Here is a 22,363-nt window from a genome sequence, read left to right as displayed (position 1 = left end):
TGTCCTCCTTAATCAGCGGTATGGCTAGATGGTTTGAGCTTGTAACGGTCATAAAGTTTTTGCAAACTGCCATCCTTGCTCCATTTGGTGACCAAGTTATCAAGATAGTCGTTGAGCTCGGTATTTGATTTCTTGGTAACGATACCGTAGTCAGATGGCTTGAAACTATCATCTAGTAGTACTGTGCGCTTGCTGATGTAGCCAGACAGAATCGAGCGGTCAACGGAAAAAGCATCAATACGGTGAGCGTGTAGGGAAGTAATCAATTCTGGGTAGGAACCAAGTTCGACGAATTTAAACTTCAGACCTTTCTTTTTACCCAGTTCAGTAATCAGGCGTTGGGTAATGGAACCTTGGGCGACTCCGATAGTTTTGCCGTTTAGGTCCTCAATCTTTTTGATTTTGGCAGATTTATTGACCAAAAAGCCAGAAGCATCTGTGTAGTAGGGGCTGGTAAAGTTGTAGAGTTTTTTGCGTTCGTCTGTGATGGTAAAGGTTGCGATATCCATATCGACCTGTTCATTGTCTAGGAGTGGTCCGCGAGTTTGCGCTGTAACAGGTACATAGCGAACCTTGACCTTGAGCTCATCAGCTACCATTTTTGCCAAGTCAGTTTCGATACCAGAATAGGTCCCTGTCTTGGGATCCTTGTAGCCAAAATTGGGAACATCTTGTTTCACACCGACAACTAGCTCGCCCCTCTTTTGAATATCTGCGACACTGGTATCAGCCTGAACTGGTTTTGTAGCAGCAAGGCCGAAAAGGCTAATCAATAATGCTGATAAAAAGAATTTCTTTTTCATAGGTGCCTCCTTATTTGACTTTGTCACTTTCGTGGTTGATGATTTTGCTGAGGAATTGTTGGGCACGAGGTTCTCTTGGATTGTCGAAAAAGTCATCGACATCTGTCGTATCCACCAAAACTTCTCCATCAGCCATAAAGATAATGCGGTCAGCAACTTCACGGGCAAAGCCCATTTCATGGGTTACGACAATCATATTCATACCATCGTGGGCTAATTTTTGCATAACTGCCAGAACATCGCCGATGGTTTCAGGGTCAAGAGCAGATGTTGGTTCATCGAAGAGGAGGAGTTCCGGATGCATAGCGAGTCCACGTGCAATGGCAATCCGTTGTTTTTGTCCACCAGAAAGCATAGCTGGATATGAATCTTTCTTGTCCCACATATTTACAAATTCCAGATATTTTTGGGCTGTTTTTTCAGCTTCTTTTTTATCAATTCCTAGAACTTTTATAGGTGCGAGTGTTACGTTTTCTAACACTGTTTTGTGAGGGTAGAGGTTAAAATGCTGGAAAACCATGCCGACTTCCTTGCGAAGAGGAACTAAATCTTTCTGGCTGGCACCAGCAACTTGGTGACCATTTACTAGAAGACTTCCTTTGTCTACAGCCTCCAAACCATTGATGGTGCGGATAAGAGTGGATTTCCCAGAACCAGATGGTCCGAGGAGGACAACAACTTGTCCTTTTTCAAAACGGAGATTGATGTCGCGGAGCGCGTGGTAGTCTCCGTAATATTTTTCGACGTGTTCAAATTCTACTAAAGCCATAAGGAATCTCCTTTGTGTCAGATTTTATAACACGATTCTACACCAAAAGAATTGCCTTGTCAAATCATATCTGAAAAAATTCACTAAAATGTTATAAAAAAGCAATCTGGATAGAGAAAAAGCCTAAATCATGTTATAATGAAACGATAGAATTCTTAGAAAGAGTGGATGTCTTTTTGATAACACCTACTTATGAATGGCAGTTTGCCCCGCAGGTTGAAGATGCGGATTTTACAAAGATAGCCAAGAAGGCTGGACTGGGTCCTGAGGTGGCTCGGTTATTATTTGAGAGAGGGATTCAGGACCAAGCAAGTCTGAAGAAGTTTTTAGAACCGTCCTTGGAGGACTTGCATGATCCTTATCTGCTTCATGATATGGACAAGGCAGTGGAACGGATTCGTCAGGCCATTGAAGAAGGGGAAAATATCCTCGTTTACGGTGATTATGATGCGGATGGCATGACTTCGGCTTCGATTGTTAAGGAAAGTTTGGAACAGCTTGGCGCTGAGTGCCGTGTTTACCTGCCTAATCGTTTTACCGACGGTTATGGACCTAATGCCAGTGTTTACAAATATTTTATCGAGCAAGAAGGAATTTCCTTGATTGTGACAGTGGATAATGGAGTTGCTGGTCATGAGGCTATTGAATTGGCCCAGTCGATGGGAGTAGATGTCATTGTGACTGACCACCATTCCATGCCTGAAACCTTACCAGATGCCTATGCTATTGTCCATCCTGAACATCCGGATGCGAACTATCCTTTCAAATATTTGGCTGGTTGTGGAGTGGCTTTCAAGTTGGCTTGTGCACTTTTGGAAGAAGTACAAGTGGAATTGCTTGATTTGGTCGCTATCGGAACCATTGCTGATATGGTGAGTTTGACGGATGAAAACCGCATCTTGGTGCAATATGGTCTGGAAATGTTGGGACACACTCAGCGTATTGGTCTTCAAGAAATGCTGGATATGGCTGGGATTGCTGCTAACGAAGTGACAGAAGAAACTGTTGGTTTCCAGATTGCCCCTCGTTTAAATGCCTTGGGGCGCTTGGATGATCCTAATCCAGCCATTGATTTGCTGACTGGATTTGACGACGAGGAAGCTCACGAGATTGCCTTCATGATTCATCAGAAAAACGAAGAGCGCAAGGAAATTGTCCAGTCTATCTATGAAGAAGCCAAGACCATGGTGGATCCTGAGAAGAAGGTCCAAGTTTTGGCCAAGGAAGGCTGGAATCCTGGGGTTCTGGGTATTGTCGCTGGTCGTTTGTTGGAAGAATTGGGACAGACAGTCATCGTTCTTAATATAGAGGATGATCGTGCCAAGGGTAGTGCTCGTAGTGTGGAAGCAGTAGATATTTTTGAGGCTCTGGATCCTCATCGAGATCTTTTTATCGCCTTTGGTGGCCATGCTGGCGCAGCAGGGATGACGCTGGAAGTGGAGAAACTCTCAGATTTATCTCAGGTTTTGGAAGATTATGTCCGTGAAAAAGGAGCAGATGCTGGTGGCAAGAACAAGTTAAATTTAGATGAAGAACTGGATTTGGAGGTTTTGAGTCTTGAAACAGTCAAGAACTTTGAGCGCTTGGCACCTTTTGGAATGGATAATCAGAAACCTGTCTTTTATATCAAGGATTTTCAGGTCGAAAGTGCTCGTACTATGGGAGCAGGCAATGCCCATCTCAAGCTAAAAATTTCCAAGGGTGAGGCGAGTTTTGAAGTGGTAGCCTTTGGACAAGGCAGATGGGCAACAGAGTTTGCTCAAACCAAGAATCTAGAGTTGGCAGTCAAATTGTCTGTCAACCAATGGAATGGCCAAACTGCCCTGCAGTTGATGATGGTGGATGCGCGTGTGGAGGGTGTTCAACTCTTTAACATTCGTGGGAAAAATGCAGTCTTACCAGAAGGGGTTCCAGTCTTGGATTTTGCTGGAGAACTGCCAAATCTGGCGGCTAGTGAAGCTATTGTCGTGAAAACCATTCCTGAGGATATTACTCAGCTGAAGATCATTTTTCAGGAACAGAATTTCTCTGCTGTCTATTTCAAAAATGACATTGATAAGGCCTATTATCTGACAGGCTATGGGACTAGAGAGCAGTTTGCCAAATTGTACAAGACCATCTACCAATTCCCAGAGTTTGATATTCGCTACAAGCTGAAGGATTTGGCTGCTTATCTCAATATCCAACAAATCTTGCTGGTTAAGATGATTCAAGTATTTGAAGAGCTAGGCTTTGTGACCATCAAAGATGGTGTCATGACAGTGAATAAAGAAGCGCCAAAGCGAGAGATAGGAGAAAGTCAGATTTACCAAAATCTCAAACAAACCGTCAAAGACCAAGAAATAATGGCACTAGGAACTGTGCAAGAAATTTATGACTTTTTAATGGAAAAAGAGTAGACGTAAGAAAGAGTTGGGCAACCAGCTCTTTTTTGAAAACAAATCTTCATTTTGAAAATCATCAAAAAAATGGTATAATGGTAGGAAAAGATTCGGCTAACAGTAATAGTGCTTTTAGAATAAGAGGGTAAGCAACCCTATAATCAAGATAAACTAAGATTTTGGAGGAAAAATGAGTAATATTAGTTTAACAACACTTGGTGGTGTACGTGAAAATGGGAAAAATATGTACATTGCTGAAATTGGAGAGTCCATTTTTGTTTTGAATGCAGGGTTAAAATATCCCGAAAATGAACAATTAGGGGTCGATGTGGTGATTCCAAAGATGGACTACCTTTTTGAAAATAAAGATCGAATTGCTGGGGTATTTTTAACTCACGGACATGCAGATGCTATTGGTGCTCTGCCTTATCTCTTGGCTGAAGCCAAGGTACCTGTATTTGGCTCTGAGTTGACCATTGAGTTGGCAAAACTCTTTGTCAAAGGAAATGACGCAGTCAAGAAATTTAATGATTTTCATGTTATTGATGAAGATACGGAGATTGATTTTGGTGGGACAGTGGTTTCCTTCTTCCCTACGACTTACTCCGTTCCAGAGAGCCTGGGAATTGTCTTGAAGACAGCTGAAGGTAGCATCGTTTATACAGGTGACTTCAAATTTGACCAGACAGCTAGTGAATCCTATGCGACAGACTTCGCTCGTTTGGCAGAAATCGGTCGTGACGGCGTCCTGGCTCTCCTCAGTGATTCGGCCAATGCGGACAGCAATATTCAGGTGGCTAGTGAAAGTGAAGTTAGAGATGAAATTACCCAAACCATTGCTGACTGGGAAGGTCGTATCATCGTTGCAGCTGTTTCCAGTAACCTTTCTCGTATCCAGCAGATTTTTGACGCTGCGGATAAAACAGGTCGACGTATCGTCTTGACAGGATTTGATATTGAAAATATCGTCCGCACAGCGATTCGTCTCAAGAAGTTGTCTTTAGCCAACGAAATTCTCTTGATTAAGCCGAAAGATATGTCTCGCTTTGAAGACCATGAGTTGATTATTCTTGAGACAGGTCGTATGGGTGAACCTATCAATGGACTTCGTAAGATGTCGATTGGTCGCCATCGTTATGTAGAAATCAAGGATGGGGACCTGGTCTATATTGCTACGGCTCCGTCTATTGCTAAAGAAGCCTTCGTTGCGCGTGTGGAAAATATGATTTATCAGGCAGGAGGGGTTGTCAAATTGATTACCCAAAGTTTACATGTATCAGGGCACGGAAATGCGCGTGATTTGCAGTTGATGATCAATCTCTTGCAACCCAAGTATCTCTTCCCAATTCAAGGGGAATACCGCGAGTTGGATGCTCATGCTAAGGCTGCTATGGCGGTCGGGATGCTGCCAGAACGCATTTTCATTCCTAAAAAGGGAACCAGCATGGCTTATGAGAATGGGGACTTTGTCCCAGCTGGAGCGGTTTCAGCAGGGGATGTCTTGATTGACGGGAATGCCATTGGTGATGTTGGAAATGTGGTTCTTCGTGACCGTAAGGTCTTGTCAGAGGACGGTATTTTCATCGTAGCAATTACCGTTAATCGTCGTGAGAAGAAAATTGTGGCCAAGGCTCGTGTTCACACGCGTGGATTTGTTTATCTCAAGAAGAGTCGCGATATTCTCCGTGAAAGTTCAGAATTGATTAACCAAACGGTAGAAGACTATCTTCAAGGAGATGACTTTGACTGGGCAGATCTTAAAGGCAAGGTTCGTGATAATTTGACCAAGTATCTCTTTGATCAAACTAAGCGTCGTCCAGCTATTTTACCAGTGGTGATGGAAGCGAAATAATCGTTGAAATAAACAGAGAGAAAGTCGAGTTTCGGCTTTTTCTTATAGAAAAATAGAGGAAAAATTATGGCAGTAATGAAAATCGAGTATTACTCACAAGTTTTAGATATGGAGTGGGGGGTGAATGTTCTCTATCCTGACGCTAATCGAGTGGAAGAACCAGAGCGTAAAGATATTCCCGTCTTGTACCTTTTGCATGGGATGTCTGGCAACCATAATAGCTGGCTCAAGCGGACCAATGTAGAACGCTTGCTTCGGGGGACTAATCTCATCGTCGTCATGCCCAATACCAGCAATGGTTGGTACACCGATACCCAATATGGTTTTGACTATTACACAGCTCTGGCAGAGGAATTGCCAGAGGTTTTAAAACGCTTCTTCCCTAATATGACTAGCAAGCGTGAAAAGACCTTTATCGCTGGTCTCTCTATGGGAGGTTACGGCTGTTTTAAACTGGCTCTTGCTACAAATCGTTTCTCTCGTGCAGCTAGTTTTTCGGGTGCCCTTAGCTTTCAAGAGTTTTCTCCTGAAAGCCAAAATCTGGGGACACCAGCTTACTGGAGAGGTGTGTTTGGGGAGATTAAAGATTGGACAGCTAGCCCCTATTCTCTTGAAAGTCTGGCTAAAAAATCGGACAAAAAGACCAAGCTGTGGGCTTGGTGTGGTGAGCAGGATTTCTTGTATGAAGCCAATAATCTCGCAGTGAAAAACCTCAAAAAGCTGGGATTTGATGTGACCTATAGCCATAGCGCTGGAACTCACGAATGGTACTATTGGGAAAAACAATTGGAACGGTTTCTAGGAACTCTGCCAATTGATTTCAAATTAGAAGAGAGATTGAGTTAGTTTTTTATAAATGAACCACTATTTATAGTTATTCTTGGATTTAAAACAATGCTGGAAGTCTGTTTTCACTAGACTTTTCAAACGAAAGTAGTAGAATAGTAATAAGATACTGGAGGAAAGAGAGTAGGAAATGTACCGTTATCAAATTGGCATTCCCACATTAGAATATGATCAGTTTGTCAAAGAACATGAATTAGCTAATGTATTACAAAGCAGTGCTTGGGAAAAAGTGAAATCTGATTGGAATCATGAGAAATTTGGTGTCTATGAAGAGGGGAAGTTACTGGCTGTGGCTAGTATTCTCATAAAATCTCTGCCTTTAGGCTATAAAATGTTTTATATTCCAAGAGGACCTATATTGGATTACAGGGATATAGAACTTTTAAAGTTTGTCCTGCAGTCTATTAAGTCTTATGCTCGCAGTAAGAGAGCGGTTTTTGTGACTTTCGATCCAAGTATTTGTCTATCTCAATATTTGGTCAATCAAGATAAGATAGAATATCCTGAAAATCTTGCTATTGTTGAGATTTTAGGGCAATTAGGAGTGAAATGGTCTGGGCGGACAACCGAGATGGATGACACCATTCAGCCTCGTATTCAGGCGAAAATATACAAGGAAAATTTTGAAGAAGATAAACTTTCTAAATCAACGAGGCAAGCTATCCGAACAGCACGAAACAAAGGGCTTGAGATTCAATATGGTGGACTGGAACTATTAGATTCATTTTCGGAGTTGATGAAAAAAACTGAGAAGCGAAAAGAGATTCATTTAAGAAACGAAGCCTATTATAAAAAATTATTAGATAACTTCAAAGAAGATTCTTATATCACGCTAACGAGTTTGGATGTTTCTAAGCGTTTAAGAGAATTAGAAGAACAGTTAGCTAAAAACAAAGCGTTGGAAGAGGCGATTACTAAGTCGACTCGAACTTCAAAAGTAGAGGCACAGAAGAAGGAAAAAGAGCGTTTGGTAGAGGAAATAGATTTCTTGCAGGGATATATGAATATGGGAAAATCAAACATTCCCTTAGCGGCTACTTTGAGTTTGGAATTTGGTAATACCTCTGTCAATCTATATGCTGGTATGGATGATGATTTTAAACGTTACAATGCACCAATTTTAACTTGGTATGAAACGGCTCGCTATGCCTTTGAGCGAGGTATGTTGTGGCAAAATTTAGGTGGTGTTGAAAACTCTCTCAATGGTGGACTTTATCATTTTAAGGAAAAATTTAATCCAACGATTGAAGAATATTTGGGAGAATTTACAATGCCTACCCATCCTCTCTATCCTCTGTTAAGACTTGCTCTTGATTTCCGTAAAACATTAAGAAAAAAACATAGAAAGTAAGTATATGGCACTAATTACACTCACGAAAGAAGAGTTTCAGGCTTATTCTGATCAGGTTTCTTCTCGTTCCTTTATGCAATCTGTTCAGATGGGGGACTTGTTAGAAAAAAGAGGGGCTCGAATTGTTTATCTTGCTTTGAAACAAGAAGGAGAAATTCAAGTTGCAGCTCTGGTTTATAGCTTGCCCATGCTGGGTGGTCTGCATATGGAGATCAATTCGGGGCCGATTTATACCCAACAAGATGCTCTTCCAGTTTTTTATGCGGAGTTAAAAGAATATGCCAAGCAAAATGGTGTATTAGAGTTGCTTGTAAAACCTTATGAAACTTATCAAACTTTTGATAGTGAAGGTAATCCAATAGATACTGAGAAAAAAAGTATCATTCAAGGTTTAACTGATTTAGGTTATCAATTTGATGGCTTGACAAGAGGTTATCCAGGTGGAGAACCAGATTGGTTATACTATAAAGATTTGACTGAATTAACTGAAAAGAATTTGCTTAAAAGTTTTAGTAAAAAGGGTAAACCCTTGGTGAAAAAGGCTGAAACGTTTGGCATTCGGTTGAAAAAGTTACAACGTGAAGAACTATCGATTTTTAAGAATATAACAAAAGAAACCTCTGAACGTAGAGAATACAGTGATAAAAGTTTAGAATATTATGAGCACTTTTATGATTCATTTGGAGAACAAGCGGAGTTTCTCATAGCAACCTTGAATTTTTCGGACTATATGAGCAAATTGCAAGGTGAACAAAGTAAACTAGAAGAAATCTTGGACAAGTTGCGACTTGATTTGAGTAAAAATCCTCATTCTGAGAAAAAACAAAATCAACTGAGAGAATATTCTAGTCAATTTGAAACGTTTGAAGTTCGAAAAGCAGAAGCGCGAGACTTGATTGAAAAATATGGAGAAGAAGATATTGTTTTAGCCGGGAGTTTATTTGTTTATATGCCTCAGGAAACGACTTATCTCTTTAGTGGTTCTTACACTGAGTTTAATAAGTTTTATGCCCCTGCACTGCTTCAAAAATATGTTATGTTGGAAAGCATAAAACGTGGAATACCTAAATACAACTTCCTAGGCATTCAAGGGATTTTTGATGGTAGTGATGGTGTTTTGCGTTTTAAACAAAATTTTAATGGCTATATTGTACGTAAAGCAGGAACTTTCCGTTATCATCCATCGCCTTTAAAATACAAAGCTATTCAGTTATTCAAAAAAATAGTAGGACGTTAAGATGAAAAAGCCAGTATTTAGCTTTCTTTCAGCTTGTTTTAGTAAAATAGACTTTATTTGCTAGAAAGGTGGAGAGATATGCGTTGGCTTTTTCGTTTGATAGGGGCTTTCTTTTATTTTATTTGGCGTTTGTTTTGGCGTCTGGTTTGGATTGTTTTGCTTTTATGTACTCTTGCTTTTGGATTTCTCTGGTATCTGAACGGGGATTTTCAAGGGGCGCTGAAGCAAGCAGAACGGTCAGTAAAAATTGGTCAACAAAGTATCGACCAATGGGAAAGAACAGGGCAACTGCCTAAGTTGAACCAGACAGATAGCCACCAGCATTCTGAAGGAAGATGGCCACAGGCTTCTGCTCGTATTTACTTGGATCCGCAGATGGATTCACGCTTTCAAGAGGCATATTTAGAAGCAATTCAGAACTGGAATCAAACTGGTGCCTTTCATTTTGAACTTGTGACTGAGTCCAGCAAGGCAGATATCTTGGCTACGGAGATGAATGACGGAGGTACTCCTGTGGCAGGAGAAGCGGAAAGTCAGACCAATCTCTTGACGGGGCAATTCTTGTCTGTCACGGTGCGGTTGAATCACTATTATCTGTCCAATCCAGACTATGGCTATTCCTATGAGCGCATTGTCCATACGGCAGAACATGAGTTGGGGCATGCGATTGGCTTGGACCATACAGATGAAAAGTCTGTCATGCAACCTGCGGGTTCCTTTTATGGTATTCAGGAAGTGGATGTTGCAAACCTTCGAAAAATATATGAGACTAGTGAGTAGGGAACAATCTTTCCCTACTTTTTTGCTATAATGGAACTATGAATAACTTGATTAAATCAAAACTAGAGCTCTTGCCGACCAGCCCAGGTTGCTACATTCACAAGGATAAAAACGGCACCATTATCTATGTAGGAAAGGCTAAAAATCTGCGTAACCGCGTGAGGTCTTATTTCCGTGGAAGTCATGATACCAAAACAGAGGCCTTGGTGTCTGAAATTGTAGATTTTGAATTTATCGTTACGGAGTCCAATATTGAGGCACTTCTCCTAGAAATCAATCTGATCAAGGAAAATAAGCCTAAATACAATATCATGCTCAAGGATGACAAGTCCTATCCCTTCATCAAAATCACCAATGAGCGCTATCCTCGTTTAATTATCACCCGTCAGGTCAAGAAGGACGGCGGTCTCTACTTTGGACCTTACCCAGATGTGGGGGCAGCCAATGAAATCAAGCGGCTGCTGGATCGAATTTTCCCTTTTAGAAAGTGTACGAATCCACCGTCTAAGGTTTGTTTTTACTACCATATCGGTCAATGTATGGCCCACACTATCTGTAAGAAGGATGAGGCCTACTTCAAGTCTATGGCTCAGGAGGTTTCTGACTTCTTAAAAGGACAGGATGACAAAATCATCGATGACCTCAAGGGCAAGATGGCAACGGCAGCCCAGACTATGGAATTTGAACGTGCAGCGGAATACCGTGACCTAATTCAGGCCATTGGAACGCTTCGGACCAAGCAACGGGTTATGGCCAAGGATCTCCAAAATCGTGATGTCTTTGGCTACTATGTGGACAAGGGTTGGATGTGTGTTCAGGTTTTCTTTGTTCGTCAGGGCAAGCTTATTGAGCGCGATGTCAATCTTTTCCCTTATTATAATGATCCGGATGAGGATTTCTTGACCTATGTGGGACAATTTTATCAAGAAAAATCTCATCTGGTTCCCAATGAGGTACTGATTCCGCAGGATATTGACGAAGAAGCTGTCAAGGCTTTGGTAGACACCAAGATTCTCAAACCCCAGCGTGGAGAGAAAAAGCAGCTGGTCAATCTGGCTATAAAGAATGCTCGAGTCAGCCTAGAGCAGAAATTCAACCTGCTAGAGAAATCTGTCGAAAAGACACAAGGAGCTATTGAAAATCTAGGTCGTTTGCTCCAAATACCGACCCCAGTCCGCATCGAGTCCTTCGATAATTCTAATATCATGGGAACTAGCCCTGTTTCAGCCATGGTGGTCTTTGTCAACGGCAAACCAAGTAAAAAAGATTATCGTAAGTATAAAATCAAGACTGTCGTCGGACCAGACGACTATGCCAGTATGAGAGAAGTCATTCGCAGGCGCTATGGTCGAGTACAGCGTGACGGTTTGACTCCTCCAGATTTGATTGTCATCGATGGGGGACAAGGTCAAGTCAATATCGCCAAGCAGGTCATCCAAGAAGAACTGGGCTTGGATATCCCCATTGCAGGTCTGCAAAAGAATGACAAGCACCAAACCCATGAATTGCTCTTTGGAGATCCACTTGAGGTGGTGGAGTTGTCTCGCAATTCTCAGGAATTTTTCCTCCTCCAACGCATCCAAGATGAGGTGCACCGCTTTGCTATTACTTTCCACCGGCAACTGCGCTCCAAAAATTCTTTTTCATCACAACTGGATGGAATTGAAGGGCTGGGACCTAAACGCAAGCAGAATCTCATGAAGCATTTCAAGTCTTTGACTAAAATCAAGGAAGTCAGTGTGGATGAGATTGTCGAAGTTGGGGTACCAAGAGCAGTCGCAGAAGCTGTGCAAAACAAGTTGAACCCGCATGAAACAGAAACCTTGCCTCAAGTGGCAGAAGAAAGAGTAGATTACCAAACGGAAGGAAACCACAATGAAACATAAAATCGCAATTTTATCAGATATTCATGGAAATGCGACGGCTTTAGAAGCAGTGATTGCAGATGCTAAAAATCAAGGAGTCAGTGAATACTGGCTTCTGGGAGATATTTTTCTTCCTGGTCCAGGTGCAAATGACTTGGTCGCCCTGCTAAAGGACCTTCCTATCACAGCCAGTGTTCGAGGTAATTGGGATGATTGTGTCCTTGAGGCCTTGGATGGTGAATATGGTTTGGAACATCCGAAAGAAATCCAGTCAATGCGCATGACCCAGTTTTTGATGGAGCGAATGGATCCTGCAACGATTGTCTGGCTACGAAGCTTGCCTTTGCTGGAAAAGAAAGAAATTGACGGATTGCGCTTTTCTATCTCTCATAATTTGCCAAATAAGAACTATGGTGGTGACTTGCTAGTTGAGAATGATACAGAGAAATTTGACCAACTACTAGATGAGGAAACGGACGTGGCAGTCTATGGTCATGTTCACAAGCAGTTGCTTCGTTATGGCAGTCAAGGGCAACAAATCATCAATCCAGGTTCGATTGGCATGCCCTATTTTAATTGGGAGGCGTTAAAAAATCACCGTGCCCAGTATGCCGTGATAGAAGTTGAAGATGGGGAATTGGTAAATATCCTATTTCGTAAAGTCGCTTATGACTATGAATCGGAGTTAGAATTGGCCAAGTCCAAGGGGCTTCCCTTTATCGAAATGTATGAAGAGCTACGAAGAGAAGACAACTATCAGGGGCACAATCTCGAACTTTTAGCCAGCTTAATAGAAAAGCATGGGTATGTAGAAGATGTGAAGGATTATTTTGATTTTTTGTAAAAGTTTCCTAAAATAACCAATGCAAACTAAAAACGATTGGACCAGCCAATCGTTTTTATCATGTCTTATTGTAACTGAGATTTATCTGGGAGATAAGAGCCACCTAGATAGGTATTGCTGAGTTTTTCGAGTGTTCCGTCTTGGTAGAGTTCTTTAAGTGCTTTATCAAATTGCTCTTTAAACTCTTTCTGGTCGCTTGAGAAAACGATATAGTTGCTGGGGCTATCGGCAGAAAGCAAGTCAACCACAGAAAGGTCTAAGCCACGGTCCTTGATAATCTTTTGAACAGATACTTTGTCAAAAACTAGGAAATCAAACTCTCCGTTAGCAAGGTCTAGGATTCGTTTACCGATATCTTCGCCAGAAAAATCGATAGTAGCAGGATTATCAGTGTGTTTCTGATTCCAGTTATTGATGAATTGAGCGTTTGAAGTTCCAGTATCCTCTTGAGTTGTTTTGCCAGCGATTTGGTCAAGTGAAGTTAGAGGATTTTTCTTGTTGCTGACAAGGACGAGGGGATTATTCGAGATTGGAAGTGAGTAAATGTATTTTTCAGCACGCTCTTTTGTGTAACTCAAGTTATTAGCTGCTGCTTGATAGTGACCAGAATCAAGTCCTGGGAAGATGCTCTCCCAGGCAGTTCTTTGGAATTGAATCTCGTAGTCGCTGAGTTTTTCATCCACTGCTTTTAGAACTTCGATGTCGAAACCTGTCAGATTGCCTTTATCTTCGTAGTCAAATGGTGGCACATCGCCAGCTGTAGCAACGACGATTGTCTTTTGAGAGCTGGTTTCTTTAGGTGTAGCTTGATTTCCACAGGCAACCAAAAATGGTAGGATGGCTAGTAATAGGCTGAATTTTTTCATAATATCTCCATTCAAATGTAAAGTACTTGCTAGTTTATCAGAAACTTTCTTGATGAACCAATATATATTTTTTATGGCTGTGATAAAAAATCTTAATCATGAAAAATCCCTGCAAGCTCTTTCAAATTATGGTAGAATGGAAGCAGTAGAATTAGAAAAGGAAATCGATTATGAAATTTCTTGAATTAAATAAAAAACGTCATGCGACTAAGCATTTCACTGACAAGCCTGTTGATCCAAAAGATGTGCGTACGGCTATCGAAATTGCAACCTTGGCTCCAAGTGCCCACAATAGCCAGCCTTGGAAATTTGTGGTGATTCGTGAGAAAAATGCTGAACTGGCAAAGTTGGCTTACGGTTCAAACTTTGAACAGGTATCATCAGCGCCTGTAACCATTGCTCTCTTTACAGACACAGATTTGGCTAAACGCGCTCGTAAGATTGCTCGTGTTGGTGGTGCTAATAACTTTTCTGAAGAGCAACTTCAATATTTTATGAAGAATTTGCCTGCCGAGTTTGCGCGTTACAGTGAGCAACAAGTCAGCGACTACCTAGCCCTCAATGCAGGTTTGGTTGCTATGAACTTGGTTCTGGCTCTTACAGACCAAGGAATCGGATCAAATTTGATCCTTGGATTTGACAAATCAAAAGTCAATGAGGTTTTGGAAATTGAAGACCGTTTCCGCCCAGAACTCTTGATCACAGTGGGTTACACAGACGAAAAATTGGAACCAAGCTACCGCTTGCCAGTAGATGAAATCATCGAGAAAAGATAGAAAGAAGAAAAAAATGACAACAATTGATTTTACAGCAGAAGTAGAAAAACGCAAAGAAGACCTCTTGGCTGACTTGTTTAGCCTTTTGGAAATTAACTCAGAACGTGATGATAGCAAGGTTGATGCTGAGCATCCATTTGGGCCTGGTCCAGTAAAAGCCTTGGAAAAATTCCTTGAAATCGCAGACCGCGATGGCTACCCAACTAAAAATGTTGACAACTACGCAGGACATTTTGAGTTTGGTGATGGAGAAGAAGTTCTCGGAATCTTTGCCCACATGGACGTGGTGCCAGCTGGTAGCGGTTGGGACACAGACCCTTACACACCAACTATCAAAGATGGTCGCCTTTATGCGCGTGGGGCTTCGGACGACAAGGGTCCTACAACAGCTTGTTACTATGGTTTGAAAATCATCAAAGAGTTGGGCCTTCCAACTTCTAAGAAAGTTCGCTTCATCGTCGGAACTGATGAAGAATCAGGCTGGGCAGACATGGACTACTACTTCGAGCACGTAGGACTTGCCAAGCCAGACTTTGGTTTCTCTCCAGACGCTGAGTTCCCTATCATCAATGGTGAAAAAGGAAATATCACGGAATACCTCCACTTTGCAGGTGAAAATGCGGGTGCTGCCCGTCTTCACAGCTTTACAGGTGGTTTGCGTGAAAACATGGTACCAGAATCAGCAACAGCGGTTGTTTCAGGTGATTTGGCTGACTTGCAAGCTAAACTAGATGCCTTTGTTGCAGAACACAAACTTAGAGGAGAACTCCAAGAAGAAGCTGGCCAATACAAGGTGACGATCATTGGTAAATCAGCCCACGGTGCTATGCCTGCTTCAGGTGTCAATGGTGCGACTTACCTAGCCCTCTTCCTTAGCCAGTTTGACTTTGCTGCTCCAGCCAAAGACTACCTTGACATCGCTGGTAAAATTCTCTTGAACGACCATGAGGGTGAAAATCTCAAGATTGCCCATGTGGATGAAAAGATGGGTGCCCTTTCTATGAATGCCGGTGTCTTCCGCTTCGATGAAACAAGTGCTGACAATACTATTGCCCTTAATATCCGCTATCCAAAAGGAACCAACCCAGAGCAAATCAAGTCAATCCTTGAAAACTTGCCAGTTGCTTCTGTTAGCCTTTCTGAGCACGGTCACACGCCTCACTATGTGCCAATGGAAGATCCACTTGTGCAAACCTTGTTGAATGTCTATGAAAAACAAACTGGACTTAAAGGTCACGAGCAAGTTATCGGTGGTGGAACCTTTGGTCGCTTGCTAGAACGAGGTGTTGCCTATGGTGCCATGTTCCCAGACTCAATTGACACCATGCACCAAGCCAATGAATTTATCGCCTTGGATGATCTCTTCCGAGCTGCAGCAATCTATGCCGAAGCAATTTACGAATTGATCAAATAAAACGATAGAAGTCTGAGATTGTATGCTTAGACTTCTTTTTGGAGGGAAAGTAGATGTCTCAAATTGAAAGAATCAAGCAGGCTATTATGGCGGATCCGCAGAATGTCAGCTATACAGAGCGTGGCATTGAACCTCTCTTTGCAGCGCCAAAGACTGCTCGCATCAATATCATCGGTCAAGCGCCTGGTCTTAAAACGCAGGAGGCAGGCCTTTACTGGAAAGATAAGAGTGGTGACCGCCTGAGAGACTGGCTAGGTGTGGATGAAGATACCTTTTACAATTCAGGTTATTTTGCTGTTTTGCCTATGGATTTCTACTTTCCAGGGCATGGCAAGTCGGGTGACCTGCCACCGAGAACTGGCTTTGCTGAAAAATGGCATCCTCAGCTCTTGCAAGAATTACCAGATATTCAGTTAACCCTCTTGATTGGTCAATATGCCCAAGCCTACTATTTGCAGGAGAAAATCAGTGGCAAGGTAACAGAACGGGTAAAACATTACCAGAACTACTTGCCAACCTATTTTCCACTAGTTCACCCCTCACCGCGAAATCAAATCTGGATGGCCAAAAATCCTTGGTTTGAGTCAGAAGTGGTGCCGGATTTGAAAAAAAGAATTAAAACTATTTTATAGTCAATGAAAATCAAAGAGCAAACTAGGAAGCTAGCCGCAGGCTACTCAAAGTACGGCTTTGAGGTTGTGGATAAAACTGACGAAGTCAGCTCAAAACACTGTTTTGAGGTTGTGGATAGAACTGACGAAGTCAGTAACCATACCTACGGTAAGGCGATGCTGACGTGGTTTGAAGAGATTTTCGAAGAGTATTAGGAGAAAAAGAATGAAAGAAATAACCTTTGACGCATTTTACCAGCTTTATCAAAACAATCAACTTTCTCTAGTGGACGTGAGAGAAGTGGATGAGTTTGAAGCACTCCATTTAGAAGGCGCCCACAACCTGCCACTTAGTCAATTGGCTGATACCTATGATCAGTTGAACAAGGACCAGTTACATTATGTTATTTGTAAATCTGGAATGAGATCGGCGCGTGCTTGCCAATTCCTATCAGAACAAGGTTATGAAGTTATCAATGTACAAGGTGGCATGATGGCCTTTGAAGAACTGTAAACAGTACAATTTTCTCCTACTTGGTGTGGACTGGGTAGGAGAATTTTATTTTTAGACAATTCTCATTTTTAAGAATCTTGAAAACATTCAATATTTACTTCGTGAAGCTTTTTTCATACTCCTATTCATGATATACTAGGTCAGTATTTTATAAATATGAAGGAGATTTTCATGGCTAAAAAAGGTGCCCTAACAGGTTTACTCCTGTTTGGAATATTTTTTGGTGCGGGGAACTTGATTTTTCCGCCTTCTCTAGGTGCTCTATCTGGAGAACATTTTCTTCCTGCCATCGCAGGTTTTGTCTTTTCAGGTGTCGGTATTGCCGTCTTGACTCTTATTATTGGAACGCTAAATCCTAAAGGATATATCTACGAGATTTCAACAAAGATAGCGCCTTGGTTTGCGACTCTTTACCTCTCAGTTCTTTACTTGTCAATCGGTCCATTCTTTGCTATCCCACGTACTGCTACAACAGCTTACGAAGTAGGGATTAGCCCCCTTTTGTCGGATGCAAATAAAGGTCTTGGTTTGATTGTCTTTACGGTTCTTTACTTTGCAGCAGCCTATCTAATTTCGCTTAATCCATCAAAAATCTTAGACCGTATCGGCCGTATTTTAACACCAGTCTTTGCTATTTTGATTGTTATCTTGGTTGTTCTAGGAGCTATCAAATATGGTGGAACAAGTCCTCAAGCTGCGTCAGCTGCTTATCAAGCTTCTGCCTTTGGTACAGGTTTCCTAGAAGGTTACAATACCTTGGATGCCCTTGCCTCAGTTGCCTTTAGTGTAATCGCAGTTCAAACCTTAAAACAACTTGGATTTTCAAGTAAGAAAGAATACATTTCGACTATTTGGGTTGTTGGTATCGTTGTAGCCCTTGCCTTCAGCGCTCTTTACATCGGTTTAGGTTTCCTTGGAAATCATTTCCCGGTACCAGCTGAGGCGATGAAGGGTGGAACACCAGGTGTTTACATCTTGTCACAAGCGACTCAAGAAATCTTTGGCTCAACAGCTCAACTCTTCCTTGCAGCTATGGTTACCGTAACCTGCTTCACAACAACAGTTGGTTTGATTGTGTCAACAGCTGAGTTCTTTAATGAGCGCTTCCCACAAATCAGCTACAAGGTTTATGCGACAGCCTTTACCTTGATTGGATTTGCCATTGCTAATTTAGGTCTTGATGCGATTATCAAGTACTCAATTCCAGTACTGGTTATCTTGTACCCAATCACGATTGCTATCGTTATGATTGTCATTGTCAACAAATTTGTGGCTCTTTCAAAACCAGGTATGCAGTTGACAATTGCTGTTGTTACAGCTATTGCCATTGCAAGCGTACTAGGAAGCTCATTTAAAGTTGAGTTTCTTGCAAATCTTGTCAAGGCTCTTCCTTTTGCCAAGGCATCTCTCCCATGGTTAGTACCAGCCGTTGTCGGAATCTTGCTCTCATTGGTTCTACCAAATAAGCAAGAAAGCGATGTTTTTGAAATGGAATAATCATTAAAATCACTTTTGTAGCTAAGTCTACAGGGGTGATTTTCTTTTTTATCCGATGATAAATGTGTTATAATAGGTAGCAAAAGAGGTGAAGAAATGAATCAAACAGTAGAATATATCAAAGAACTGACAGCTATTGCGTCTCCAACAGGTTTCACTCGGGACATTGCGGACTATTTAGTCAAAACTTTAGAAGGTTTTGGTTACCAGCCGGTTCGCACAGCTAAGGGCGGTGTCAATGTGACCATCAAAGGTCAAAATAATGAAGAGCATCGCTATGTGACTGCCCATGTAGATACGCTGGGTGCTATTGTCCGTGCTGTCAAACCAGACGGCCGTCTCAAATTGGATCGTATCGGTGGTTTTCCTTGGAACATGATTGAAGGTGAAAACTGTACCGTTCATGTGGCTAGCACAGGTCAAAAGCTATCAGGCACCATCCTCATCCACCAAACTTCTTGCCATGTCTACAAGGATGCAGGAACTGCAGAACGTACGCAGGACAATATGGAAGTGCGTTTGGACGCCAAAGTAACCAGTGAAAAAGAAACTCGTGCTCTTGGCATTGAGGTCGGTGATTTTATCAGTTTTGACCCACGAACCGTCGTGACAGAGACAGGTTTTATCAAGTCTCGTCATTTGGACGATAAGGTCAGTGCAGCAATTTTGCTTAACCTGCTTCATATTTATATGGAAGAGAAGATTGAATTACCAGTAACAACCCATTTTGCTTTTTCAGTCTTTGAAGAAGTGGGGCATGGGGCTAATTCTAATATTCCTGCTCAGGTGGTAGAATATCTGGCTGTGGATATGGGAGCTATGGGAGATGACCAGCAGACAGATGAGTACACAGTATCCATCTGTGTCAAGGATGCTTCAGGTCCTTATCACTATGACTTCCGTCAACATTTGGTTGCTTTGGCTAAAGAGCAAGATATTCCATTTAAGCTGGATATCTATCCATTTTATGGTTCGGACGCTTCAGCAGCTATGTCTGCAGGTGCAGAAGTCAAACATGCCCTTCTCGGTGCTGGTATCGAGTCTAGTCATTCTTATGAGCGTACTCATATTGACTCGGTGGTTGCAACGGAGCGTATGGTTGATGCCTATCTTAAGAGTGCATTGGTAGACTAATATGTGTTTGATTTGCCAGAGAATTGAGCTCATCAAGAAGGGAGAAAATCTCTATTTTGTCAAAGAGTTGGAAACAGGCTATCTTGTAATTGGAGATCACCAGTATTTTGCAGGATATAGTCTTTTTCTAGCTAAGGAACACGTTACCGAATTGCACCATTTGAAAAAGGAAACAAGACTCCGTTTTCTCGAAGAAATGAGTCTAGTCCAAGAGGCAGTTGCCAAGGCATTTGCTGCTGAGAAAATGAATATCGAACTGCTAGGAAATGGCGATGCCCATCTTCATTGGCATCTGTTTCCACGACGGACAGGTGATATGAATGGCCACGGTCTTAAAGGTCGTGGGCCAGTTTGGTGGGTTCCCTTTGAAGAAATGACAGCAGAAACTTGCCAAGTAAAACCGGAAGAGATTAAAAGATTAGTCGAATGTTTATCGTCAGAAGTAGATAAACTATTAGAAATAAAGGAGTAGAAATGAAAAAAAGATACCTTGTCTTGACAGCCTTGCTAGCTTTGAGTCTAGCAGCTTGTTCACAAGAAAAAGTAAAAAATGAAGATGGAGAAACTAAGACAGAACAGACAGCCAAAGCTGATGGGACAGTCGGAAGTAAGTCTCAAGGAACTGCCCAGAAGAAAGCAGAAGTGGTTAACAAGGGAGATTACTACAGCATCCAAGGAAAATATGATGAAATCATCGTAGCCAATAAACACTATCCATTGTCGAAAGACTACAATCCAGGGGAAAATCCAACAGCCAAGGCAGAGTTGGTCAAACTCATCAAAGCGATGCAAGAGGCAGGTTTCCCAATCAGCGATCATTACAGTGGCTTTAGAAGTTATGAAACTCAGACCAAGCTCTATCAAGATTATGTCAATCAAGATGGGAAAGAAGCTGCCGACCGTTATTCTGCTCGACCTGGCTATAGCGAACACCAGACAGGTTTAGCCTTTGATGTGATTGGGACAAATGGTGATCTGGTGACAGAAGAAAAAGCAGCCCAATGGCTTTTGGACCATGCAGCTGATTATGGCTTTGTTGTCCGTTATCTCAAAGGTAAGGAAAAGGAAACAGGCTATATGGCTGAGGAATGGCACTTGCGTTATGTAGGAAAAGAAGCTAAAGAAATTGCTGAGAGTGGTCTTAGTTTGGAAGAATACTATGGCTTTGAAGGCGGAGATTACGTCGATTAAAAAATAAACTTTTCTCTTGCAATTCCAGATAAATAGTGTATAATAGATGGGTATGTGAAAAGCATACTTGTGGGAGGTAAAAATCTCTAATTACCGCCAAAACCACAAAGGAGGATTTAAAAATGGCTAAAAAAGTCGAAAAACTTGTAAAATTGCAAATCCCTGCTGGTAAAGCTACACCAGCTCCACCGGTTGGACCTGCTCTTGGTCAAGCTGGTATCAACATCATGGGATTCACAAAAGAGTTCAACGCTCGTACAGCTGACCAAGCTGGTATGATCATTCCAGTTGTTATCTCAGTTTACGAAGATAAATCATTTACTTTCATCACTAAAACACCACCAGCTGCTGTTCTTTTGAAAAAAGCTGCAGGTGTTGAAAAAGGATCAGGTACACCTAACAAAACTAAAGTTGCTACAGTTACTCGTGCGCAAGTACAAGAAATTGCAGAAACTAAGATGCCAGATTTGAACGCAGCAAACGTAGAGTCTGCAATGCGTATGATCGAAGGTACTGCTCGTTCTATGGGATTCACTGTTGTTGATTAATCAATAACACAGTAGAAAATCTCACAGCAGTCTATTAGTTGCTTTTCATATTAGGCAAGTGACTGATGCTTGTACTTGGGTACAGCAAGGAGCTTAAGGCCGTAGGAAGAGAAAAATAATAGACTGAAAACCCGCAAGACTTCATCATTTCGAGAAGTGACGTGGGAGATGAAAATCGATTGAACCACTTACAAGGAGAATAGAAAATGGCTAAAAAAAGCAAACAACTTCGTGCTGCTCTTGAGAAAATCGACAGCACAAAAGCATACAGCGTAGAAGAAGCTGTAGCACTTGCAAAAGAAACTAACTTTGCAAAATTTGACGCAACTGTAGAAGTTGCTTACAACTTGAACATCGACGTTAAAAAAGCTGACCAACAAATCCGTGGAGCAATGGTATTGCCAAACGGTACTGGTAAAACTTCACGCGTTCTTGTTTTCGCACGTGGTGCAAAAGCTGAAGAAGCAAAAGCTGCTGGTGCAGACTTTGTTGGTGAAGATGACCTTGTTGCTAAAATCAACGACGGTTGGTTGGACTTCGACGTAGTTATCGCTACACCTGACATGATGGCTCTTGTTGGACGTCTTGGACGTGTCCTTGGACCACGTAACTTGATGCCAAACCCTAAAACTGGTACTGTAACAATGGATGTTGCTAAAGCAGTTGAAGAGTCTAAAGGTGGTAAAATCACTTACCGTGCTGACCGTGCAGGTAACGTTCAAGCAATCATCGGTAAAGTATCATTTGAAGCTGAAAAATTGGTTGAAAACTTCAAAGCTTTCAACGAAACAATCCAAAAAGCAAAACCAGCTACAGCTAAAGGAACTTACGTAACAAACTTGACTATCACAACTACTCAAGGTGTTGGTATCAAAGTTGACGTAAACTCACTTTAATCAGTAGTTAATCTAATGTAAAAAAGTTGAAGACGCTATGTCTCAACTTTTTTTGATTTCAAAATATCTTCTTGTAAGGTAATACTCAATGAAAATCAAAGAGCAAACTAGGAAGCTAGCCGCAGGCTGTACTTGAGTACGGCAAGGTGAAGCTGACGTGGTTTGAAGAGATTTTCGAAGAGTATAAA

The 22,363-nt window shown here is 41.7% G+C and carries 22 protein-coding genes; 19 read left to right on the top strand and 3 right to left on the bottom strand.

Annotated elements, in window-relative coordinates; all coding sequences use genetic code 11:
- Window positions 1-8 precede the first annotated feature (8 nt).
- Window positions 9-803, bottom strand: coding sequence for a transporter substrate-binding domain-containing protein (locus HT711_RS07560; protein ID WP_078376026.1), 795 nt, complete (start codon window positions 801-803; stop codon window positions 9-11).
- A gap of 10 nt (window positions 804-813) precedes the next feature.
- On the bottom strand, window positions 814-1,572 hold the full coding sequence (locus tag HT711_RS07555; RefSeq protein WP_173249933.1) for an amino acid ABC transporter ATP-binding protein: 759 nt from the start codon (window positions 1,570-1,572) through the stop codon (window positions 814-816).
- A gap of 176 nt (window positions 1,573-1,748) precedes the next feature.
- On the opposite strand from HT711_RS07555, the gene recJ reads away from it, so the two are divergent.
- From recJ to HT711_RS07515, 8 genes are all read left to right on the top strand, one after another.
- The gene (gene recJ / locus HT711_RS07550) at window positions 1,749-3,971 is read left to right on the top strand and encodes a single-stranded-DNA-specific exonuclease RecJ (protein WP_173249931.1); all 2,223 of its coding nucleotides are present in this window, start codon (window positions 1,749-1,751) and stop codon (window positions 3,969-3,971) included.
- 172 nt (window positions 3,972-4,143) lie between these two features.
- On the top strand, window positions 4,144-5,805 hold the full coding sequence (locus HT711_RS07545) for a ribonuclease J (RefSeq protein ID WP_000065626.1): 1,662 nt from the start codon (window positions 4,144-4,146) through the stop codon (window positions 5,803-5,805).
- A 66-nt stretch (window positions 5,806-5,871) separates the two neighbouring features.
- Entirely contained in the window at window positions 5,872-6,651 is a 780-nt protein-coding gene (locus HT711_RS07540; protein ID WP_050267724.1) for an alpha/beta hydrolase family protein, read from the top strand.
- A 130-nt stretch (window positions 6,652-6,781) separates the two neighbouring features.
- Window positions 6,782-8,002 carry an aminoacyltransferase gene (locus HT711_RS07535; protein ID WP_173249929.1) on the top strand — a complete coding sequence of 407 codons (1,221 nt, stop codon included), beginning with the start codon at window positions 6,782-6,784 and terminating at the stop codon, window positions 8,000-8,002.
- Between the two features lie 4 nt (window positions 8,003-8,006).
- Window positions 8,007-9,239: a peptidoglycan bridge formation alanyltransferase MurN gene (gene murN, locus HT711_RS07530; RefSeq protein ID WP_173249927.1), complete on the top strand. Its 1,233-nt coding sequence runs from the start codon at window positions 8,007-8,009 to the stop codon at window positions 9,237-9,239.
- A gap of 78 nt (window positions 9,240-9,317) precedes the next feature.
- Window positions 9,318-10,019, top strand: a complete 702-nt coding sequence (locus tag HT711_RS07525; protein ID WP_173249925.1) for a M57 family metalloprotease — start codon at window positions 9,318-9,320, stop codon at window positions 10,017-10,019.
- Window positions 10,020-10,057: 38 nt separating this feature from the next.
- Window positions 10,058-11,905: an excinuclease ABC subunit UvrC gene (gene uvrC, locus HT711_RS07520; protein ID WP_173249923.1), complete on the top strand. Its 1,848-nt coding sequence runs from the start codon at window positions 10,058-10,060 to the stop codon at window positions 11,903-11,905.
- Complete coding sequence (locus tag HT711_RS07515; RefSeq protein ID WP_173249922.1) at window positions 11,895-12,728, top strand: metallophosphoesterase family protein; 834 nt, start codon at window positions 11,895-11,897, stop codon at window positions 12,726-12,728. Before uvrC ends, HT711_RS07515 begins: the two co-directional genes overlap by 11 nt.
- A gap of 65 nt (window positions 12,729-12,793) precedes the next feature.
- On the opposite strand, the gene HT711_RS07510 is transcribed toward HT711_RS07515, so the two are convergent.
- On the bottom strand, window positions 12,794-13,594 hold the full coding sequence (locus HT711_RS07510) for an amino acid ABC transporter substrate-binding protein (protein WP_173249921.1): 801 nt from the start codon (window positions 13,592-13,594) through the stop codon (window positions 12,794-12,796).
- Window positions 13,595-13,764: 170 nt separating this feature from the next.
- On the opposite strand from HT711_RS07510, the gene HT711_RS07505 reads away from it, so the two are divergent.
- The 11 genes from HT711_RS07505 (at window position 13,765) to rplA (ending at window position 22,175) form a co-directional block, all read left to right on the top strand.
- Complete coding sequence (locus tag HT711_RS07505) at window positions 13,765-14,370, top strand: nitroreductase family protein (protein WP_173249920.1); 606 nt, start codon at window positions 13,765-13,767, stop codon at window positions 14,368-14,370.
- A gap of 13 nt (window positions 14,371-14,383) precedes the next feature.
- On the top strand, window positions 14,384-15,784 hold the full coding sequence (gene pepV, locus HT711_RS07500) for a dipeptidase PepV (protein ID WP_173234575.1): 1,401 nt from the start codon (window positions 14,384-14,386) through the stop codon (window positions 15,782-15,784).
- A gap of 53 nt (window positions 15,785-15,837) precedes the next feature.
- Window positions 15,838-16,416 (top strand): uracil-DNA glycosylase family protein, encoded by a 579-nt coding sequence (locus HT711_RS07495; protein WP_173234577.1) that lies wholly within the window; start codon window positions 15,838-15,840, stop codon window positions 16,414-16,416.
- 3 nt (window positions 16,417-16,419) lie between these two features.
- Complete coding sequence (locus HT711_RS11300; protein WP_240148995.1) at window positions 16,420-16,611, top strand: hypothetical protein; 192 nt, start codon at window positions 16,420-16,422, stop codon at window positions 16,609-16,611.
- 10 nt (window positions 16,612-16,621) lie between these two features.
- The gene (locus HT711_RS07485; protein ID WP_173249919.1) at window positions 16,622-16,909 is read left to right on the top strand and encodes a rhodanese-like domain-containing protein; all 288 of its coding nucleotides are present in this window, start codon (window positions 16,622-16,624) and stop codon (window positions 16,907-16,909) included.
- A gap of 171 nt (window positions 16,910-17,080) precedes the next feature.
- Window positions 17,081-18,406: a branched-chain amino acid transport system II carrier protein gene (brnQ, locus tag HT711_RS07480; RefSeq protein WP_164227035.1), complete on the top strand. Its 1,326-nt coding sequence runs from the start codon at window positions 17,081-17,083 to the stop codon at window positions 18,404-18,406.
- A gap of 96 nt (window positions 18,407-18,502) precedes the next feature.
- Window positions 18,503-19,540 carry a M42 family metallopeptidase gene (locus HT711_RS07475; protein WP_173249918.1) on the top strand — a complete coding sequence of 346 codons (1,038 nt, stop codon included), beginning with the start codon at window positions 18,503-18,505 and terminating at the stop codon, window positions 19,538-19,540.
- A 1-nt stretch (window position 19,541) separates the two neighbouring features.
- Entirely contained in the window at window positions 19,542-20,012 is a 471-nt protein-coding gene (locus tag HT711_RS07470) for an HIT family protein (protein ID WP_173249917.1), read from the top strand.
- A 2-nt stretch (window positions 20,013-20,014) separates the two neighbouring features.
- Entirely contained in the window at window positions 20,015-20,731 is a 717-nt protein-coding gene (gene ldcB / locus HT711_RS07465) for an LD-carboxypeptidase LdcB/DacB (RefSeq protein WP_173249916.1), read from the top strand.
- A gap of 122 nt (window positions 20,732-20,853) precedes the next feature.
- Window positions 20,854-21,279 (top strand): 50S ribosomal protein L11, encoded by a 426-nt coding sequence (gene rplK, locus HT711_RS07460; RefSeq protein WP_001085807.1) that lies wholly within the window; start codon window positions 20,854-20,856, stop codon window positions 21,277-21,279.
- A 206-nt stretch (window positions 21,280-21,485) separates the two neighbouring features.
- The gene (rplA, locus tag HT711_RS07455) at window positions 21,486-22,175 is read left to right on the top strand and encodes a 50S ribosomal protein L1 (protein WP_001085675.1); all 690 of its coding nucleotides are present in this window, start codon (window positions 21,486-21,488) and stop codon (window positions 22,173-22,175) included.
- Window positions 22,176-22,363 lie beyond the last annotated feature (188 nt).

Origin of the sequence: Streptococcus sp. 1032 (assembly GCF_013277015.1) — a bacterium.
GTDB lineage: Bacteria > Bacillota > Bacilli > Lactobacillales > Streptococcaceae > Streptococcus.
This window is presented reverse-complemented; position numbering and strand designations above follow the sequence as displayed.

What these genes read in the sequence shown, in the direction of transcription:
- HT711_RS07560 (WP_078376026.1), bottom strand. Translation starts at nt 803, where the DNA reads ATGAAAAAGAAATTCTTTTTATCAGCATTATTGATTAGCCTTTTCGGC.
- HT711_RS07555 (WP_173249933.1), bottom strand. Translation starts at nt 1,572, where the DNA reads ATGGCTTTAGTAGAATTTGAACACGTCGAAAAATATTACGGAGACTAC.
- HT711_RS07545 (WP_000065626.1), top strand. Translation starts at nt 4,144, where the DNA reads ATGAGTAATATTAGTTTAACAACACTTGGTGGTGTACGTGAAAATGGG.
- HT711_RS07540 (WP_050267724.1), top strand. Translation starts at nt 5,872, where the DNA reads ATGGCAGTAATGAAAATCGAGTATTACTCACAAGTTTTAGATATGGAG.
- HT711_RS07535 (WP_173249929.1), top strand. Translation starts at nt 6,782, where the DNA reads ATGTACCGTTATCAAATTGGCATTCCCACATTAGAATATGATCAGTTT.
- murN (WP_173249927.1), top strand. Translation starts at nt 8,007, where the DNA reads ATGGCACTAATTACACTCACGAAAGAAGAGTTTCAGGCTTATTCTGAT.
- HT711_RS07525 (WP_173249925.1), top strand. Translation starts at nt 9,318, where the DNA reads ATGCGTTGGCTTTTTCGTTTGATAGGGGCTTTCTTTTATTTTATTTGG.
- uvrC (WP_173249923.1), top strand. Translation starts at nt 10,058, where the DNA reads ATGAATAACTTGATTAAATCAAAACTAGAGCTCTTGCCGACCAGCCCA.
- HT711_RS07515 (WP_173249922.1), top strand. Translation starts at nt 11,895, where the DNA reads ATGAAACATAAAATCGCAATTTTATCAGATATTCATGGAAATGCGACG.
- HT711_RS07510 (WP_173249921.1), bottom strand. Translation starts at nt 13,594, where the DNA reads ATGAAAAAATTCAGCCTATTACTAGCCATCCTACCATTTTTGGTTGCC.
- HT711_RS07505 (WP_173249920.1), top strand. Translation starts at nt 13,765, where the DNA reads ATGAAATTTCTTGAATTAAATAAAAAACGTCATGCGACTAAGCATTTC.
- pepV (WP_173234575.1), top strand. Translation starts at nt 14,384, where the DNA reads ATGACAACAATTGATTTTACAGCAGAAGTAGAAAAACGCAAAGAAGAC.
- HT711_RS07495 (WP_173234577.1), top strand. Translation starts at nt 15,838, where the DNA reads ATGTCTCAAATTGAAAGAATCAAGCAGGCTATTATGGCGGATCCGCAG.
- HT711_RS11300 (WP_240148995.1), top strand. Translation starts at nt 16,420, where the DNA reads ATGAAAATCAAAGAGCAAACTAGGAAGCTAGCCGCAGGCTACTCAAAG.
- HT711_RS07485 (WP_173249919.1), top strand. Translation starts at nt 16,622, where the DNA reads ATGAAAGAAATAACCTTTGACGCATTTTACCAGCTTTATCAAAACAAT.
- brnQ (WP_164227035.1), top strand. Translation starts at nt 17,081, where the DNA reads ATGGCTAAAAAAGGTGCCCTAACAGGTTTACTCCTGTTTGGAATATTT.
- HT711_RS07475 (WP_173249918.1), top strand. Translation starts at nt 18,503, where the DNA reads ATGAATCAAACAGTAGAATATATCAAAGAACTGACAGCTATTGCGTCT.
- HT711_RS07470 (WP_173249917.1), top strand. Translation starts at nt 19,542, where the DNA reads ATGTGTTTGATTTGCCAGAGAATTGAGCTCATCAAGAAGGGAGAAAAT.
- ldcB (WP_173249916.1), top strand. Translation starts at nt 20,015, where the DNA reads ATGAAAAAAAGATACCTTGTCTTGACAGCCTTGCTAGCTTTGAGTCTA.
- rplK (WP_001085807.1), top strand. Translation starts at nt 20,854, where the DNA reads ATGGCTAAAAAAGTCGAAAAACTTGTAAAATTGCAAATCCCTGCTGGT.
- rplA (WP_001085675.1), top strand. Translation starts at nt 21,486, where the DNA reads ATGGCTAAAAAAAGCAAACAACTTCGTGCTGCTCTTGAGAAAATCGAC.